This window comes from Ruegeria sp. AA6 (genome assembly GCF_056542865.1).
In genome coordinates, this window is the sequence record NZ_JBQGAN010000001.1 from 439,882 (window position 1) to 456,834 (window position 16,953).

Annotated in this window: 21 protein-coding genes; 15 read left to right on the top strand and 6 right to left on the bottom strand. The window is 56.4% G+C overall.

The window, feature by feature from the left end; all coding sequences use genetic code 11:
- Nucleotides 1-53: 53 nt before the first annotated feature.
- Genes ACR0LN_RS01980 through ACR0LN_RS02000 form a run of 5 tightly spaced genes read left to right on the top strand, consistent with a single transcriptional unit; the run spans nt 54 to nt 3,626 of the window.
- Nucleotides 54-644: a TetR/AcrR family transcriptional regulator gene (locus tag ACR0LN_RS01980; RefSeq protein ID WP_480427424.1), complete on the top strand. Its 591-nt coding sequence runs from the start codon at nt 54-56 to the stop codon at nt 642-644.
- Nucleotides 641-904: a hypothetical protein gene (locus ACR0LN_RS01985; RefSeq protein ID WP_480427426.1), complete on the top strand. Its 264-nt coding sequence runs from the start codon at nt 641-643 to the stop codon at nt 902-904. The genes ACR0LN_RS01980 and ACR0LN_RS01985 overlap by 4 nt, the downstream gene beginning before the upstream one ends.
- Before the next feature lie 9 nt (nt 905-913).
- Nucleotides 914-2,086: an aromatic ring-hydroxylating oxygenase subunit alpha gene (locus tag ACR0LN_RS01990; protein WP_480427427.1), complete on the top strand. Its 1,173-nt coding sequence runs from the start codon at nt 914-916 to the stop codon at nt 2,084-2,086.
- On the top strand, nt 2,083-2,556 hold the full coding sequence (locus ACR0LN_RS01995; protein ID WP_480427429.1) for a hypothetical protein: 474 nt from the start codon (nt 2,083-2,085) through the stop codon (nt 2,554-2,556). The genes ACR0LN_RS01990 and ACR0LN_RS01995 overlap by 4 nt, the downstream gene beginning before the upstream one ends.
- A gap of 11 nt (nt 2,557-2,567) precedes the next feature.
- On the top strand, nt 2,568-3,626 hold the full coding sequence (locus tag ACR0LN_RS02000) for a 2Fe-2S iron-sulfur cluster-binding protein (protein WP_480427431.1): 1,059 nt from the start codon (nt 2,568-2,570) through the stop codon (nt 3,624-3,626).
- 61 nt (nt 3,627-3,687) lie between these two features.
- On the opposite strand, the gene ACR0LN_RS02005 is transcribed toward ACR0LN_RS02000, so the two are convergent.
- Nucleotides 3,688-3,831 carry a hypothetical protein gene (locus ACR0LN_RS02005; protein ID WP_480427432.1) on the bottom strand — a complete coding sequence of 48 codons (144 nt, stop codon included), beginning with the start codon at nt 3,829-3,831 and terminating at the stop codon, nt 3,688-3,690.
- Nucleotides 3,832-3,848: 17 nt separating this feature from the next.
- Entirely contained in the window at nt 3,849-4,127 is a 279-nt protein-coding gene (locus ACR0LN_RS02010) for an alkyl sulfatase dimerization domain-containing protein (RefSeq protein WP_480427433.1), read from the bottom strand.
- 212 nt (nt 4,128-4,339) lie between these two features.
- Between ACR0LN_RS02010 and ACR0LN_RS02015 the strand changes: the two genes are divergently transcribed.
- Nucleotides 4,340-4,939, top strand: coding sequence for a hypothetical protein (locus ACR0LN_RS02015; RefSeq protein WP_480427434.1), 600 nt, complete (start codon nt 4,340-4,342; stop codon nt 4,937-4,939).
- Nucleotides 4,926-5,591 (top strand): YrbL family protein, encoded by a 666-nt coding sequence (locus tag ACR0LN_RS02020; protein ID WP_480427435.1) that lies wholly within the window; start codon nt 4,926-4,928, stop codon nt 5,589-5,591. Before ACR0LN_RS02015 ends, ACR0LN_RS02020 begins: the two co-directional genes overlap by 14 nt.
- A gap of 32 nt (nt 5,592-5,623) precedes the next feature.
- Here ACR0LN_RS02020 and ACR0LN_RS02025 read toward each other — a convergent pair whose 3' ends face one another.
- On the bottom strand, nt 5,624-6,493 hold the full coding sequence (locus ACR0LN_RS02025; RefSeq protein WP_480427436.1) for a LysR family transcriptional regulator: 870 nt from the start codon (nt 6,491-6,493) through the stop codon (nt 5,624-5,626).
- 106 nt (nt 6,494-6,599) lie between these two features.
- Here ACR0LN_RS02025 and ACR0LN_RS02030 point away from each other — a divergent pair, with 106 nt between their 5' ends.
- On the top strand, nt 6,600-7,442 hold the full coding sequence (locus ACR0LN_RS02030) for an alpha/beta fold hydrolase (protein WP_480427437.1): 843 nt from the start codon (nt 6,600-6,602) through the stop codon (nt 7,440-7,442).
- A gap of 3 nt (nt 7,443-7,445) precedes the next feature.
- The gene (locus tag ACR0LN_RS02035) at nt 7,446-7,694 is read left to right on the top strand and encodes a hypothetical protein (RefSeq protein WP_480427438.1); all 249 of its coding nucleotides are present in this window, start codon (nt 7,446-7,448) and stop codon (nt 7,692-7,694) included.
- A 235-nt stretch (nt 7,695-7,929) separates the two neighbouring features.
- Here ACR0LN_RS02035 and ACR0LN_RS02040 read toward each other — a convergent pair whose 3' ends face one another.
- Nucleotides 7,930-8,793, bottom strand: coding sequence for a LysR family transcriptional regulator (locus ACR0LN_RS02040; RefSeq protein WP_480427440.1), 864 nt, complete (start codon nt 8,791-8,793; stop codon nt 7,930-7,932).
- A gap of 106 nt (nt 8,794-8,899) precedes the next feature.
- On the opposite strand from ACR0LN_RS02040, the gene ACR0LN_RS02045 reads away from it, so the two are divergent.
- The 6 genes from ACR0LN_RS02045 to ACR0LN_RS02070 are packed head-to-tail and all read left to right on the top strand — an operon-like array spanning nt 8,900 to nt 14,583.
- The gene (locus tag ACR0LN_RS02045; protein ID WP_480427441.1) at nt 8,900-9,499 is read left to right on the top strand and encodes an amino acid synthesis family protein; all 600 of its coding nucleotides are present in this window, start codon (nt 8,900-8,902) and stop codon (nt 9,497-9,499) included.
- On the top strand, nt 9,471-10,250 hold the full coding sequence (locus ACR0LN_RS02050; protein WP_480427442.1) for an alpha/beta fold hydrolase: 780 nt from the start codon (nt 9,471-9,473) through the stop codon (nt 10,248-10,250). The genes ACR0LN_RS02045 and ACR0LN_RS02050 overlap by 29 nt, the downstream gene beginning before the upstream one ends.
- Nucleotides 10,247-11,167, top strand: a complete 921-nt coding sequence (locus ACR0LN_RS02055; protein WP_480427444.1) for a flavin reductase family protein — start codon at nt 10,247-10,249, stop codon at nt 11,165-11,167. The genes ACR0LN_RS02050 and ACR0LN_RS02055 overlap by 4 nt, the downstream gene beginning before the upstream one ends.
- Complete coding sequence (locus tag ACR0LN_RS02060) at nt 11,167-12,201, top strand: LLM class flavin-dependent oxidoreductase (RefSeq protein WP_480427445.1); 1,035 nt, start codon at nt 11,167-11,169, stop codon at nt 12,199-12,201. Before ACR0LN_RS02055 ends, ACR0LN_RS02060 begins: the two co-directional genes overlap by 1 nt.
- Before the next feature lie 8 nt (nt 12,202-12,209).
- A complete protein-coding gene (locus ACR0LN_RS02065) occupies nt 12,210-13,688 on the top strand; it encodes an aldehyde dehydrogenase (protein WP_480427447.1) in 1,479 nt (492 codons plus the stop codon).
- Nucleotides 13,689-13,716: 28 nt separating this feature from the next.
- Entirely contained in the window at nt 13,717-14,583 is an 867-nt protein-coding gene (locus tag ACR0LN_RS02070; protein ID WP_480427448.1) for an urea carboxylase-associated family protein, read from the top strand.
- Here ACR0LN_RS02070 and argE read toward each other — a convergent pair.
- The gene (gene argE / locus ACR0LN_RS02075; protein WP_480427449.1) at nt 14,580-15,737 is read right to left on the bottom strand and encodes an acetylornithine deacetylase; all 1,158 of its coding nucleotides are present in this window, start codon (nt 15,735-15,737) and stop codon (nt 14,580-14,582) included. The two genes, ACR0LN_RS02070 and argE, sit on opposite strands and share 4 nt — an antisense overlap.
- On the bottom strand, nt 15,734-16,918 hold the full coding sequence (locus ACR0LN_RS02080) for a M24 family metallopeptidase (protein WP_480427450.1): 1,185 nt from the start codon (nt 16,916-16,918) through the stop codon (nt 15,734-15,736). The genes argE and ACR0LN_RS02080 overlap by 4 nt, the downstream gene beginning before the upstream one ends.
- Between the last annotated feature and the right edge of the window lie 35 nt (nt 16,919-16,953).

Here is a 16,953-nt window from a genome sequence, read left to right on the forward strand (position 1 = left end):
TGACAAATAACGCATTGGTGTTAATTGTCATCAGTGACAATAAAGGGGCGCAGATGCCAAGACCTTCGCTGAAAGACCAAAGATCGCAAGAAATTCTCGACGCCTACCTGACCTGTGTGGCGCGGTTTGGCCTTGATGGCGCAACGCAAGAGCGGATCGCGGAAGAGGCCAATGTCAAACGTCCTCTGCTGCGCCACTACCTTGGGAACAAGGATGAAATGATAACTGCTCTGGCGGACCATGTGATCGCGGGTTTCGCAGAGTCTTTGGAAGGGTTGCGTCAGGCTCTGCCCGATAATGCAATGCCCTCGGACCTTGTGGAATTGCTTTTCTCCGAGGACAGTGGAACTGATCCTAGGTTGATGTTGGCATATCAGGCGCTGGTGACGGCGGTTCCAGAACGGCCGGATCTTCGGCAAGGATTGATGGACAGTCTCAAAGAGTTTCTCGACGTTGTGGAGGCAATCCTCCGGCGTGCGGCCACTTCAGCGTCGGACGCGAACATTCGCGCCGCGACGCAAGGGATTTCCGCGATCTTTGTCAGCTTGGATGCATTGTCCCCGTTGGACCCACCCAACATTTGGCGCACGGAATTGAAACTGGCAGCGTCATTGTTGGCGTCTGTTCTGGAGGCAAAAGAATGAACCCGGCCAGAACCACGAACTACATCGCTCTGCCGATTCTGCTGATCGCAACCGTGCTTGGCCTCTACTGGGTCTGGGGGTTGCTTTTCGTCTGGTGGATCGTCCCTACGATTATAAGCGGACAGGCTTTTCTGGTGTTCGAGATCAACCGCGAGGAAGATCCGGCTCTTTACTGGGCCATTGTCGGTCTTTGGGCTGTGCTGGGCCTGATGATGATCGCCGCTAGACTGTTTCCCCAATATGCCCATTTTCTAGTCTGAGGCGCTTTGATGACGACGATGTACCACCAACTGCCTGTTGCGGCCTACACCTCGCAAGACTGGTTCGACCAAGAGCAGCAACTCATCTTTTCGCGCACGTGGCGTTTTGCTGGTTTGGTCGAGGATATTCCGGGGCCGGGGCACTACCTGTCCATTCAGGCGGGGCTGAACAACCTTTTTATTGTCATGGGACGAGACCATAGGCTGCGCGCGTTCCACAATATCTGCCGCCACCGTGGTACCCAGTTGATCCGTGCAGTCGGCAAAACGCAAAAGGCACTGACCTGCCCGTATCACGACTGGACGTACGATTTGGAAGGCAACCTGGTTTCGGTCCCTGACGAAGCGACCGAATATCCCAAGGGCGTCGATAAGTCCTGTCTTGGCCTCAAACCAGCCAGTGTGGATGTCTGGCGCGGCATGCTGTTCGTAAACCCCGACCCGGAGGCGCCGACCCTTGCTGAATGGTTTGGAGAAATTGACCCCTTGCTCGGCCCACACAAGCCCGAGGAACTGATCGAATACACCGAAGGCCGGAACAGCTATGAGATCAAAGCTAACTGGAAGATCATCGTTGAAAATTACATCGACGTTTATCACCTGAGACACCTGCATTCGAACACGCTGCACATGTATAACCATGCCTGCGCTGAATATGGTTGGAAGGGACCCCACTATCATTTCTGGGAGCCTCCGTCAGCGGACTACGCCAAGGATCACGAAGCTAAACTTCCGATGCCGCGCACAATCCCCGAACCTCATGTCGGCGCGTGGGTTCCTATGCTGTTTCCCGGCATTGGCATTGGGGCCAGCGAGGAAAGCTGGAACTTGTTCCTTGTAACCCCGTTGGCTCCTGATTTGACAAGGGTCGAGAACCGCACAAAACTTGCCAACGCGTCAGATTGGGCGTTTCAGAAACAACAGTGGAAAAGCTGGAGCTTCTGGAAGGATTTCGGCGGAGCGAAATATCAGGGTGGCGATGTCCTTCGTGACGACGATCCAATGGCCTCTGGTGATTTCACGACCGAAGATATCTATGCCTGCGAACAGCAACAGAAATCCCTCAAAAGTCCGTATTTTGAAATCGGCCCTGCCGGCATCGGCGAAAGCCCGGTTACCCAGCATCAAAAGGTGGTGCTGGATTTCCTGCAGAATGCCAAAGTTGGGGGAGAACAATCATGAAACCAGTGCAGGCCACGATTATCGGAGTCATTCTAGCATCAGTACTGGTGCTGACGGCGCATGCAGACGCGCCTGAAGTTGTCGCCGCGCGGATCGTGCAGGCCCAGGATGAACAAAGCCTATTGGCAACCCGGAGCGATTGGCATCCCGACGCTGAACATCAGATCATCATAAAATACGGGTTGGGCCAGAAAGACGATGTTTTCGCGTACCGCGTTTCAGATGATGCGAGTTTTAATGAGGCTGAACTTGAAGAAGCGTTGCAAGGCTACAAGGAAACAAGGCGATCCAAGCCCGAGATTTCTTCGCGAACAGAGCAGGGTGTTTCCCAAGTCACCGCCGTGACCCACGTCGACTATGACTGGCAGGGTTACACAGGCAAGATGCTGCAAACAGATGAGTTCATCTTTGAGCCATATCTGGGCACAATGGTCGTTCGCTCATTGACCACGATCTACGATTATCGCTGAAGCAACACGCAATGCAAAACGTCTTTCATGCCCTGACCGTGACCGAGATACGTCAAGAAATTGGCGGTGCAGCAACCAGTGTTAATTTCGATGTCCCGCGCGCTCTGACGGGTCAATTTAAATGGACCGCCGGTCAACACCTGACGATCCGATTTACGATCAGCGGAGAGGAATACAGGCGCAGCTATACGATTTCGAACCCTCCGGGTTCGGAACTGCGGATCACCGTCAAACGCGTTAAGGGTGGCGTCGCCTCCAACCACATAGGTGACACGCTCAGAGCAGGTGACAAAGTCGACGTGATGCCGCCGTACGGCCACTTCACGCTGCTGCCCGGAGGTTTGAAACGCCGCACGCATTATTTCTTTGGGGCAGGGAGCGGCATCACGCCTTTGTTCGCGATGATCAAGTCCATTCTGGAAGAGGAACCCCATTCCTCGGCGCATTTAATCTATGCCAACACCAACGCCGACAGCATCATTTTCCAGAAAGAGCTTGACCAGTTGCCAGACGATTACCCGCAGCGGACAACTGTTCGCCACATCCTGTCCAAACCCGCACTGCTGAGTTGGTTCACGCCGTGGCGCAGCGGACGCTTGGATGCCGATGCAATCAAAACAGCTATATCCGAGACCCCGCCAGTCGCGCAGGACACCCAATATTGGGTGTGTGGCCCCGGAAGTATGAACGCTGATGTTCGTGCAACATTGCTTGGGCTGGACGTGCCGGATGACCGCATACATTCGGAAAGCTTTGGTGGCGATACAGAAGGCGACCTGAGCGTGCAGGGAATTGCAGCGATTGCTAGAATTGTGCTGAACGGCACGGCCACTGACGTTCCCGTGGCTGCCGGTCAAACCATACTCGATGCCGCCAGAACCGCAGGATTGACCCCGCCGTTCAGTTGCCAATCCGGGGTCTGTGGGGCCTGTGTGGCTCGCCTAACAGGCGGAGCCGTCCACATGCGAAGTCGTATGGCGCTTGAAGATGATGATATTTCAAATGGGCTAATCCTGTGCTGTCAAAGTGTGGCGACTACAAATAGCCTGACCGTCAAGTTTAAGAACTGACTGCAATCAGCGACTGATTGCACATTTTGAATTGGGACGCTGCGCGCACAGCAGAAATTCATTAGAAAAAGCCCGGGGCAATGCTCAGGGTAGAACCGCCGTTTGAGTTCGACAGCGTCGGTTGGGCAAAGTCATTGGCTGGCCGTGTCAGGTCCCGCGTGCCGGTCCCAGGCATAAGTTCGAAGCCCAGGTCGAACTGATCCATTTTCGAGGCCAATTGTTCTAGATTTCGGTCGCCTCAAGGCACTTGCCGCTGTCGAACAGTTCCTGTCCCTCGACCAAGCTCGGCGCGGCGCTGCCCATCGTCTCAACAAACAACGGCGCACTGTCTTCCGGTGACGGAGGCGTTAGCGTGGTCGGGTTGACACCCAAATAGCCCAAATACCGTTTGATCACAGCGCGGCTGTCGTGTTCGACCGAACAGTGATAGCTGCGTGCTGCCCACCGTTGTTGTAGGCATTTCGGCACCTCGTACTCATTGTAAACCTGATGGATCGTCACGCACTTGTTGGCCAGATTCAGCAGGCCGTTGCTTAGGTTGGCTCAGGTGTCGCGCTCCGTCCCCATGACCTCTTGATTGCAGTCACTGCCGAAACGAGGCCAAGAGCGCGAGGCGAACGTGACCTTGGCCTCTTGTCCGAACTCATAAAGCGCATCATTGATGTGTTTCGACCAACTAAGCGCATCCCGCACCAGCGCATCGCGCAGATGTTGTGGATGGTGCCGGCGATTTTCAAGGGCTCCGTCAGGTTGGAAAGAGGGCGGCTGCCCTGAACCCAAATGACACGGTCATTTTGGCCCACTACGGAATGCGGCTTGCCTTCAGCGGTGAATGGGAGGTCGGTTTGGCCGTTGTAGTTAAAGCGACTACGTTGAATCCCATGCAGCCTCAAGAGCTTCCGTTTCCGGAGGTGGTCCAGGGCTTTGATCAGGGCGAGTTCAAGCAGGATCCGGCTCGGGTTGAACAAATCGACATGCCCGGGTTCTTTTGGACATACTTAAGGCGAACAGCGCCGAATGCTGAAATGGGGAATGACGCCGAAGCTTGTTCAGCTTTAGAAAACCTGCCGATTCTGCGGCCTAGTTTCGCCACCGGAGCCTCAGAACCTCATGCGAATTGGCAACTGGATTCGGAGTTTCAGCAAAAAACTGATGAGCAGTCTGCACAGGTGAGGCTTGCCCGTATTTTAATCGTGGTTGAGCAAAGCGCGCACTTTCCTACTTCACAATTGTGTTTTGGGCATCCATGCGATGATTTCACGGCTATTTGGGCAATTGTAACAGTTTTGGGAACCTTTTATGACAAATCTTAGAATTCGGCATCCGGCGCCGCCGTTGATGCGTGTACTAAATAAACTGGACGTAACAGATATGATTGACCTGAGTGGCCACACTCCTTTGCGCGACAGCAACAACTATAAGATTTTTCAACACCCTGAGATCGAGGGCGCGTTGCTGAAGGTTCGGGTGGATGAACCATCGCGTAAGCACTTTTGGCCACGCTACGCAGAGCGGCGCTATGGTAATCTGCGGCAGTGGAGCCGTGAGGCGAATGAATACCTGGCGGCCCTTCATCGCGGCTGCCCCGAAATCGAACGTCTGGCCCGGTTCATGGGGTATGCGCCGACTTCCGAGGGACCAGCTTTGGTTGTTGAAAAATTGACAGGGCCGAATGGCGAGCTTGCACCGACACTGAAGGCTGAGAGGGCTGGACTGGCTAAAGGTTCCGAGGCTCGAAAAAAACTGCGCGAGGAATTCCTGGAACTGCTGGACGATCTTGAACGTGGGCGGATTATTGTTGGCGACATGGGCCCAGAAAACATCGTTCGCGCGCAAGAGCGTGGCGGGAAGTTGGTCGTTATTGACGGTCTGGGTGAGAGGGTTTTGCTACCGTTGACCTTGTTCAGTGACTTGGCTTTCCGAAAATCAATTGAACGCCGCCGGCAACGTTCGTTCAAGTCATAAGAGCAGGTGTAGTTTTAGTGCGGTCGTTGCGTTTAAACCGCAACCCGCAAAGGAATGGCGGCTTTGACTTCTTTGCGGATTTCTTCAATTAATGCCATCGCTGCCTGGTTTTGGCGCTTCAGCGATGTGCGTGCAACATAGGCAATGTCGGGTGGGTCCGGGAATAGGCCGTCGATTACCTCAATATCCTGTGTGATGTGCAAACCGTTCAGCAGCGCAACGCCAAGTCCAGAGCGGACAGCAGATTGGATACCCGCAGCGCTGGGACATTCCAGAACGCTGTCAAAACGATACGGACCGTGCCCCATGCCCCATTGCCTATAAAAACACTGGCTGTCGAATGATAGAAAAGGCACGGGGGCCGTTACGTCCACGCGAAACTCAGCCGACTTGACCCAGTGTAGACTATCCTCGAACAAGATCAGATCGCTGGGCAACGCGTCCTTGCGAAAAATTTGCATGATCGCGACGTCCAACTCTCCCGCTTTTAGCCACGACTGAACATTCAAGCTTTGACTGGTACGTGTGCGAACCTGAACATCTGGGTATAAGCGTTGGAAACGCCCCAATATTCTTGCAATGCCACTGGTGGTGGTGTCCTCGGTCATGCCCAATCGAATGGCACCGGTCAGAGGCTTTTTGCCCAAAGACGCAAGTGCTTCATCATGCAGTTCCGTGATCCGTCGGGCATAGTCGCACAGTCTTTGACCTGCGTCGGTAAACAAGGGGCCACCTGCGCGACGGGTCAGCAGGTCGCAATCCAACGCATGCTCCAGTCGTCTAATCTTATGGCTCACGGCCGATTGCGACAGGGCCAGATGTTCCGCTGCACGCGTCACTCCACCATGTGTGGAAATGGCCAACAAGGCGCGCAAGGCGTCTATTTCCAAGCGTTCATTCATGCGCCCCTCCATGACAAAAGTAGATATAATAATGACAAACATTCATTTGTGTCACACTCTAGCGCTGGTTTAGTCAAAGGGAAAGAAAATTCCCAGGAGGCTAAAAATGTCATACCTCGTCACCGACCACGCACTGATCAACAACGCTCGCATTGCCCACGGAACCTTTGGCTCAGGGGACGCTGTTGTGCTGATTCACGGTACGCCGTCGTCGTCTTATATCTGGCGTGACGTGGTGCCTGGCTTAATCGGCGCTGGCTACAAGGTTCATGTATACGATCTGCTGGGCTTTGGCCTGTCCGAGCGGCCTTGGGCACCATCGGTTGATACTTCGGTCACCGGGCAGGTACCGATCCTTGAAGGGTTGTTGGATATGTGGGGGTTGGACGACCTGCATGTCATAGCCCACGACATTGGTGGCGCTGTGGCCTCGCGCTTTGCCGTCCAGTCGCCCGAGCGTGTCCGGTCGTTGACTTTGATCGATATCGTCAGTTTTGACAGCTGGCCGTCCAAGCGCACCAAAGAACAGATGCAAGCAGGTTTGCAGCAACTGGTGGATGCGTCAGACGCAGATCACAGGGCACATTTTCACGAGTGGCTGCTGTCCGCTGTGCATAACAAAGATCGCTTGGTTCAGGCGTCAATGGATACATATCTCGACCTCATAAGTGGTCCTATTGGACAAGGTAGCCTTTTCCAGCATCAGGTCCGGCATTATGGCGCCAAACACACGAACAACATCAACTACGAAAAACTCGGCGCATTGCCGGTGCAATTGATTTGGGGTGCAGATGACGCGTGGCAGGTCGTGGATTGGGCGCACAAGCTGCACAATACAATTCCGGGGTCCGAGCTGCACGTCTTGGAGAACTGCGGTCACTTTGCGATGGAAGATCAACCCGATCGGATCGCCTCCCTGCTGGTCGACTTTCTCAAGCGGAAGGGGTGAAACATGGCCAAAGTTGAAACTTCGCGTCGTGCTTTGACGACAGTTTATGAAATCACAGGATCAGTGCTTGCGATGGCGTACGCGTTGTTGATTGCCTCGAATATCGGGGCAGAGATGCTGGGTTTTGCACTATTGCTCCTTTCGTCAGGACTGTTCGCGGCTTGGGCCGTCATTGACCGCCGGTGGACCTTTCTCTTGTTGCAGGGATTTTATGCAACTTCGGCCATCATCGGGCTGATCAGATGGGCTTAAACTTCGGATGGCATTGATGCGGTTTGCCAAACACGATGCCCAATGCGCAGAGACGGTTATAAGGATTGTTTCTGCTATTGGCTTGGCGCTGCTCGGCGGGTTTTACTTTTTGTCGCCGGTCCGCGCCACTTTGATGACAAGGTAACCCAAATCCGGGGGACGCGAACCTTTCGGGCGGTATTCGCTCAATCTGGGTTGCTTCGATATCCTCGCGTATGTCATCGCCTTGTCTGCATCAGGCCTTGGGCCACCTATCGCTATGAAGTGTTTCAAAAAACCATTGTTTGAAAGCACTTACTTCGGGCGAACTGCGCGTCACAGCCAGATAATACCCCTCAGTCGCAGGAGTTGAGCTCTGGCAGGCACGTACGACCTGTCCGGTCCTCAGGGCGTGTTCGGCGATCAGGGAGTTGACCAAAGCAACGCCATTCCCGGTCGTGGCGAGTTGCAGCGCCAGCCCATAGGAATCTACGTAGAATAACGGTGTGTGAGTAGATTGGTTGGTTGCATCGGCCCACGATGCCCAATTGTCAGATGTGCCTACGGCTTCGATCAGCGGTAGATCGCTAATGTCACCGAAAAGATCGGGCGCCTTTACTGCAATCAATTCGTTCGGCAACAGTGCCGAAGCATCCCGGCCGACCTGTTTTGCTGACCCGAACCGGATTTCGATATCCGCGCGCGAGGCGGCGTATTCGTCAGGCCAGATCGTGCTGACGAAACGTATGGACGTGTCAGGGTTGTTGGCCCGGAACTGAGGAAGCGCCGGCGAAATCACCCATTCCAGAACACTGACCGAGGCCGCAACGGTGATGTGCCGCGCCCGTTCCTCCGCCAGATACGGAGAGGCTGCCGAATGCAGCATCTCAAGCGCGGCCTCGACTTGCGGCAGCAGTTTGCGTCCTTCGTCAGTCAGTGACAGACCCCGCGCGTGGCGGTGAAACAAAACCACGCCCAACCGTGTTTCCAGCGATCTGATCTGTTGACTGACTGCGGATTGGGTCAGACCAATTTCTTCTGCGGCAGCGGTGGAACTGAGCCGCCTGGCTGCAGCTTCGAATGATCTGAACCAAGTCAACGGGGGAAGCGTTTTCGCCATCGGTAACCTACATATTAGAGTCACTAATACCTAAGACCGAAGTTCTTTCGTTTGTCAAAAGGGACCTTGGCCAGAGATATTCGCCCAAGCAAAACAGGGGGCGCTCGTGGAGCCAAATATTCGGAAAATCGTGACTTTTGACGAGGAAATTCTGGTCGAAGGGTTTCGCAAGGCAGAACGTCCGTGGCGGACGTTTGCGGTGGCAGCCGTGGTTACAAACCCATGGGCGGGTCGGTACGTCGAAGACCTGCGGCCCGAAATTCTGAGCTTTGCCCCCATCCTCGGTGAAGTCCTGACCAGCCGAATGATAGCGTTGGCCGGTAGCGGTGAGGCCATCGAAGCCTATGGGAAAGCCGCCGTAGTGGGACTGGACGGAGAGGTCGAGCATGCCTCGGGCCTGATCCACACACTTCATTTTGGAAATCACTTCCGGCAGGCAGTCGGCGCAAAGTCTTACTTGTCTTTCACCAACACCCGTGGGCCAGCAAACGCGCCGATCATGGTGCCATTGATGGATAAGAACGACGCAGGCCGCAGGTCGCATTATCTGACACTACAGTTCGCCATTCCAGACGCACCGCGTGCCGACGAGGTCGTTGTGGTGTTGGGTGGTGCCACTTCGGGGCGGCCGCATCACCGGATCGGAGACCGCTATCAAGACTTGAAGGATTTGGGTCATGACGTGGACAACCCGGCCTCGGTCTAAGATTGGCGGTCTGACCGCGATTGATGCGGGCATGGGGCCTCTGGTCGTGCTGTTGCATGGCGTCGGTTTGCGGGCCGAGGCGTGGGGCGGGCAGATCGATGCGTTGGTTTCGGACGGGTTTCGGGTCGTGTGTCCAGACATGACGGGTCATGGCGAAGCCCCGTTTTCTGAACCGGATGGATTGGAAAGCTATGCCACGGCGGTCAATGCCGTGTTACAGGAACCGACTGTCCTAGTCGGGCATTCGATGGGCGCGTTGATCGCGTTGCATTTGGCGGCGTCGGATAACCCAAATATCAAAGGCGTTGCTGCTCTGAACGCGATATTCAAGCGCCCAGAGCCCGCCCGCCAAGCGGTTCTGGCCCGAGCGTACGGGTTGGATGAGACGCAGCCGAACGATCCCTCGGTGACGCTCGGGCGATGGTTTGCGGATCAAGCATCGGTCGAACGCGAAGCCTGCGCTCTCTGGCTGCAGCAGGTTGATCCACGCGCATACAAAGCCGCTTACACCGTCTTTGCCGAAAGTGACGGCCCGACCGAGGCGCAACTGGCCGCGATAAAATGCCCGACGTTGTTCTTGACTGGTGCGGATGAACCGAACTCGACCCCCGGGATGTCGCAGAAAATGGCTGAGTTAACGCCGATGGGACGAGCCGAGATTATCTCTGGCGCGGCGCATATGATGCCGATGACACATGCGTCTGAGGTCAACGCCGCCCTGTTGCAGTTTATGCTGGAGTGTACGTCATGACCCAACAAGACCCACGCGCATTGCGCGCCGCTTTTGGCAGCTTTATGACCGGAGTAACCGTTGTAACTGCTCGCGATGCGACCGGGGCGCCGGTGGGGTTTACGGCCAATTCCTTTTCTTCTGTTTCGCTTGACCCGCCATTGCTATTGGTGTGCCCAGGCAAGTTTCTGTCCAGCCATGAGGTCTTTGCCGATTGCAGCCACTTCGCCGTCAACATTCTGGCCGAAGGGCAGCAAGAGGTCTCGAACACTTTCGCGGGGTACAAGGGTGATCGGTTCGCTAAAATTGCGCATCGAAATGGTCTGCACGACCTTCCCCTTATCGAGGGCGCGCTGGCGCAGTTCTGCTGCGAAACGCATCAGGCCATTCCGGCAGGGGATCACACCATTCTGATAGGTTGCGTGCAAGAGTTCTCTCATACCGTAGGCGACGGGTTGGGCTATGTTGGCGGCTCGTATTTCAGCCTGGGGCTGGAGCGCGAGATGGACGCCAAGGTTCCGACGGTATGCGGTGCGATCATCACATCCGGCGACAAGGTTCTGCTTGAACGTGACGGTGAAACGTTTCATCCGATTCAGGTCTCGGGCGCAAAGCGTGGCGGCCAGCGGAACAGGTTGGTGCAGGGTCTGGCCGAACGAGGACTGCATGCAAGGGTCGAACAGGTTTACTCCTCGTTCAACGATGCCGAAACCAAGTTGCACTACACGTTTTTTCTGGCGTCTGCCGATCAGACCGCATCATCGGACAATGCCGAATGGGTGCCGGTCGCGGAATTGCCCGATCTGACTTACGTCTCGAAAGGCATTCACCACATGATGACCCGCTTTGCGCGCGAGTCCCAGACTGGCGATTTCGCCCTGTATCTGGGCGACTCCGAGCGCGGTGACATTCACAATTTCGCTAAAGGAGCCGATTGATGGAGTTTTCTCTGTTTGCCCATATGGAGCGTCTGACGCCCGATCAGCCCCACGACGTTCTGTACGACGAATTTGTCAGCTTGGTGAAAATGGCCGACGAAGGTGGCATGCGTGCGGTTTGGACGGGCGAACATCACGGGATGGAGTTCACCATCGCACCGAACCCGTTTTTATCTCTGGTCGATCTGGCGCATCACACCAAGAACGTGCGGCTGGGAACCGGGACGGTGATCGCGCCGTTCTGGCATCCGATTAAGCTGGCCGGTGAGGCCGCGGCGGCGGATCAAATCACCAAGGGGCGAATTGAGTTGGGAATTGCGCGGGGGGCATATTCATTTGAGTATGAGCGCCTGATGCCGGGAATGGATGCGTGGGAAGCGGGGCAGAGGATGCGTGAATCCACACCTCTGCTTACTATGATATGGCAGGGAGACTGCGCGCACGAAGGCGAGTTCTATTCATTTCCCGCCACGACCTCGGCCCCGAAACCGTTGCAGGAAGGTGGCCCGCCGATCTGGATCGCAGCGCGTGATCCGAACAGTCACGAATTCGGTGTCCATAACGGGTTTAACATACAGGTCACTCCGCTGTGGCAAGGCATGGAAGAAATCGAGACGCTGATGGGCCGCTTCAACGATGCCTGCGAAAGCCACTCTGGCCCGCGTCCCAAGATCATGTTGCTGCACCACACATATGTCGGCAAGGATGACGCGGACGTGGCGCAGGGTATCGAGGATTTGCGGCGCTACTACAATTATTTCGGAGCGTGGTTCCTGAACAAACGCCCAATTCAGCAGGGGTTGATAGAGCGCATTTCACAACAGGAAATGGACGCCAATCCAATGTACACCACCGAGAAACTTGGTCAGGACCTGACAGTAGGGACAACCCAGCAGGTGATCGACCGGATCAAACGATACGAGGATCTGGGCTATGATGAGTTTTCGTTCTGGGTCGATAGCGGCATGACCAACGATCGCAAACGCGCCTCTCTGGCGCGGTTCATCGACGACGTCATGCCAGCCTTTCAGTGAGGACCACCATGGGAAATCTTCCGCATTTTCAACTGTTCATTGATGGCGAATGGACCGAGGGCTCAGATACGCAGGTCATGACGTCCGAGAACCCGGCAACCGGACAGGGATGGGCGACATTCGCCTGCGCCTCGGCAACCGAAGTTGACCGCGCCGTTGCGGCGGCAAAACGTGTTCTGGATGATCCAGCATGGCGAGATATGACACAAACCGCGCGCGGTAAGCTGTTGTATCGGCTTGCTGATCTGGTTGCAGAACATGCCGCCAGACTGGGTAAGTTGGAGACAACGGACAGTGGTAAGCTGCTTGCAGAAACTTCGGCGCAGACCGGCTATGTCGCTGACTATTATCGCTATTTCGCGGGGTTGGCGGATAAGGTGGAGGGCACGGTTCTGCCCATCGACAAACCGGATATGCACGTCTTTACCGCGCGCGAACCGATCGGTGTTGTCGCTGCCATCGTGCCGTGGAATGCGCAGATGTTCCTGACAGCCACCAAGCTGGGCCCGGCCCTGGCAGCGGGGTGTTCGGTGGTGTTGAAAGCCTCGGAAATCGCGCCCGCGCCGATGCTAGAGTTCGCGCGCTTGATCGAAATGGCGGGTTTTCCGCCGGGGGTTGTCTCGGTCATCACCGGTGACGCTGAAAACTGTGCCATTCCGTTGACCCGCCACCCGGATGTGGATCGGATCGCCTTTACCGGAGGGCCGGAGACAGCGCGTCATGTGGTGCGTAATTCTGCCGAGAACTTCGCAGTTACTTCGTTGGAACTGGGGGGCAAGTCGCCGATCCTTGTGTTTCATGACGCCGATCTGGATGGCGCCGCGAACGGGCTGATCGCTGGGAACTTTGGGGCCTCGGGTCAAAGCTGTGTGGCTGGAACGCGTGGCTTAGTGCATCGGTCGATCTTTGAGCCTTTGATTGAGCGGATCGAACAGAAAGCCAGCGCAATCCGGCTGGGCGACCCGCTGCAATCCGACACGCATGTTGGCCCGCTATGCACAGCCGCTCAGGTTAGCAAGATCGAGGCGACCTTGGCCACGGCACAAGGGCAGGGAGCAGTTATCCGATTCGGCGGAGCGCCCGCGGATCGTCCGGGCAACTACATGACGCCAACTCTGGTTCAATGTACCTCACCCGAGACCGAAACGCTGAAGGTTGAGATGTTCGGACCCGTGATGTCTCTGCTGCCCTTCGACACCGAAGAAGAGGCCATCGCTTTGGCAAACAGCACGCCCTACGGGTTGGGCTCGGGCGTTTTCACGCAGAATTTGGCGCGGGCGCATCGTGTGTCGAAACGGATCAGGGCCGGGATTTGCTGGGTGAATACGTACCGCGCGATTTCTCCGATTGCACCCTTCGGTGGGTTCAATCAGTCGGGCTATGGGCGTGAGGCCGGGGTCGAGGCGATCCTGGACTATACCCGGACCAAGACCACGTGGATCAGCACCGCGCAAGAGCCGATGGCGAACCCGTTCATTATGCGCTAAGCCTGTGTAAAAGCAGGGGAGAGCGCTCATGATACTGGAACATCCGAACTTCGTTGCACCTTTGGATGCTGATGAGCGCAAAGCCATTCCTCCGGTCATTTGCTATCCGCCTGAGACGCTGAAACAGCCCGACCTGACGGCCTTGGCGAAGCTACGCAAGGGGGCCATTAAGACGGCTGAGGCGATAGCGGCCCCGCGGGATGCTGCATGTATCGACGTCCCCGCCGGCGCGTTTGTTCGGGTGCTGTCGGTCGATGGTCCGCAGGTCGGCGACCTGAACATGTGGAACAAGCACGACCTGACCGAACGGTTCTATTCCGGCAAAACCCGCGCTCTGCACGGAACCCACCTGTCAACTGGTGATCGGATGTGGTCGAGCTTTCCCAACATGCGTCCAATGGCGACCGTTGTTGACGATACGTTGGATTGGTACGGGTTCGACGATTTTGGCGGCTCGGTTCACGACGTGATCGGAACGCGCTGCGATCCCTATACTGGTCGGTTGCTGTCGGGCGATGACTATCACTATTGCTGCCATTCAAACCTGACCCGTGCGTTGGCCAGCCATTGTGACCTGCCTCTGCACGAAGCCGAGATGCTTGTACATGACGTGCTGAACGTGTTCATGTGTACTGGGTTTACCCGCGATACCGGGCAATATTTCATGAAAGCCAGCCCAGTGCGGCCCGGCGACTATCTGGAGTTTTACGCCGAGATTGATCTGATCGTTGGCCTGTCAGCTTGTCCCGGAGGGGATTGTTCGTCCGAGCATTCCTCTGACGTCGCCGCCTGCTATCCGTTGGTGATGGAAGTGTACGACCCTGGCGCGGATGCGCGGGCCGCGCATGTGCAGCCTGCGCGTTCTGCCTATGACCGCACTCACGGAACGGGCTAAGCAGTCATACGACGCCCCAGCCGTTCCAACATACGACAACAAAGATCAAGCTGTTCGATCTCAACATACTCGTCTGCCTTGTGCGCCTGTGTGATCGAGCCCGGCCCGCAGACAATCGCGTGTACGCCCAGCTGCTGAAACAACCCCGCCTCGGTCCCGAATGAGACGACACCGGTCCCGTTGGCCCCCGTCAGTTCGGCCACAAGCTCGCGCGCGGCGTTTTCTTCCATCGGCTCGAGCCCTTCAACCTCGGCTGTCACGTTCTGAGTGATGCTGGCTTCGCTATGAACGGCCTGCATCTGGGGCAGCAGAGTATGCGCGACATAATCTGTCATGGTTTCCCGTACCAAATCGGCGTCCGAGGACTGCACCGGGCGGACTTCCCAGCCCACCTCAGCCCGGCTGGCGATGACGTTATGGGCGACACCGCCAGAAATAAAGCCGACACTGATTGTCGACCAAGGCGGCTCAAACATGCTGCCCTTGGGCGCGCGTGCCTTGAGGATCTGACGCAGCTCCAGCAACTTGTTGACGTATCGCGCAGCATATTCAGCCGCGTTGACGCCGTCCTCGGGGGCCGAGCTGTGCCCTTCGAGCCCGACAAATTCGGTGGTGTATTCGAAACAGCCTTTGTGCCCTTCGATCACCCGCATCTCGGTGGGTTCACCGATGATGGCAATGTCGGGAACGATCCCGCGTTCGGACAGGTCTTTGACAAGGTTCTGTGCGCCGAAACAGCCGGTTTCCTCGTCATAGGTAAAGGCAAAATGCAGGGGCTGGGTCAGCTTGCTGGTGTCCAGCGTCTCGGCAAAGGCCAAAGACGCCGCAATGAAACCCTTCATGTCACAACTGCCGCGACCATAAAGCTTACCGTCGCGTTCGACCATTTGAAACGGATCGGAGGTCCAGTCCTGATCGGCCACGGGAACGACATCTGTATGGCCTGACAAAAGAATGCCGCCGGGCATATCCGGCCCCAATGTTGCAAAGACATTGGCTTTGGCCCCGGTTTCGTCCCGTGTCTCGATACACCGCGCGCCCAGTGCCTCAAGCCGTTCGGTCAGGTAGCGGATGATTTCAAGATTGCTGTCCGCAGTTATCGTTTCAAAGGCGATCAGGTCGGCAAGGATTTCGGTGGTTCTGAAAAGGGTCATGGTTTCACAAAAAGTTTTCGGGGCCGGTTGCAGAAACACTCGGCGGGTCCGGTTTCGGTGATCAGGATCGACTCGGTAATCTCAAGCCCCCAGTCATCCATCCAGAGGCCGGGCATGAAGTGGAAAGTCATTCCGGGTTCAAGAACGGTCTCATCCTCGGGGCGCAGCGATATGGTGCGTTCTCCCCAATCCGGCGGATAGCTGAGGCCCACCGGATAACCGCAGCGAGCACCCCGTTCGATCCCGGCGCGTTCTAGTGGGGCGGCCAGAGCCAGTGCAATGTCCCGTGCCTGATTACCCGCGCGGGCGGTGTCCAGACCGGCCTCAAGCCCTTCGACAAGCGCCTCTTCGGCCCGAAGCAGGTGATCGGGTGGCTGGCCCAGAAAGACAGACCGGCAAAACGGCGTGTGGTAGCGGCGGTAACAGCCGGACAGCTCAAAGAACGTGCACTCACCAGATTCGAATGGCGCGCCATCCCAAGTCAGATGAGGCGCGGAGGCTTCCGGGCCAGAAGGCAGAAGCGGAACGATGGCAGCGTAGTCGCCCCAGTCGTCGCCCACACCCGTCATCGCGTCATGATAGATTTGAGCGACCAGTTCGTTCTTGCGAAGGCCGGGTTCAACACGCTCTAGCACGCCGTCGATCACATGCTCGGAAATTCGGGCGGCTTTGCGCATCAGGGCGATTTCTTCGCCGGATTTAACTGTGCGTTGCCAGTTTACCAAAGCATTCGCGTCAACCAGTTCGGCCTCAGGCAATTCTTCCAACAAGGTTAGGTGCGCTTTGGCCGAGTAGTAGTAGTTGTCCAGTTCAACTCCGATCCGGCCAGTCACCAGCCCGCAGTCGCGTATCAGAGCAGCAAGGTCCTGCATTGGATGGCGGATGGTGGATTGCACATAGTGATCCGCATAGCCGTGGATTCGGTTATCTGACATCCAGACCGTGCGCCGTGCGCCGTTGGCGTCCTGATTGCGGCCCCACCAAATCGGATCTCGGTCATGCAGGACCAGCACGCCCTGATGGACATAGAACGACCAGCCCTCATACCCCGTCAGCCAAGCCATGTTGGAGGGGTCTTCCACAAACAGCGCATCCAATCCGGCGGCCGCCATTGCGGTGCGGGTTTTCGCCAGCCGGCGGTCGTATTCCGATTGGCTGAAGGCCGGGTTGGCGTGTGCCATAGACTGCTCCTGTGGTGACCGAGTTTTGTTGACAG